This is a genomic window from Parasediminibacterium sp. HNIBRBA5674, from assembly GCF_056745525.1.
Genome location: NZ_JBQWIE010000117.1, coordinates 1 through 404 on the forward strand (window position 1 = coordinate 1; position 404 = coordinate 404).

Here is a 404-nt window from a genome sequence, read left to right on the forward strand (position 1 = left end):
ATTGCTAAGTACAATTTTACTTTCCCATGGGCCTTCCATTTTTTTTGCACGGCTAAAAACCTGCATCCGTATTTGGTTGCCTTTAAAATCGCCTACATGCGTATTCATGGCGTAAAAATCATTGCCAAATTTGTATAGTTTATTTGATTCGCCTGATAGTTCTTTAGTTACGGTAATGCCTTCGGTAACGTTTTGTAAAACCTTTGTTCCATCCCACGACAATGGAAAAATTTTTACCCCAACCGCTGTATTTACATTAAGCCAAGCTTTATGGTTTTCCATATCCCAAAGTACGCCTGGGTCGGTACTATTTATTGATGAACCATTTTTGTACAAAATCTCTTCTGGCTGAGACCATGGCCCTTCTATACTTTTTGATTTGGCATAAATAATTTTATAGCCAC

Annotated in this window: 1 protein-coding gene; it reads right to left on the reverse strand. The window is 37.4% G+C overall.

What is annotated here, in order from left to right; genetic code table 11:
* A partial coding sequence (locus tag ACT9TX_RS18515) for a family 43 glycosylhydrolase (protein WP_481340618.1) occupies positions 1-404 on the reverse strand: 404 nt, incomplete at both ends.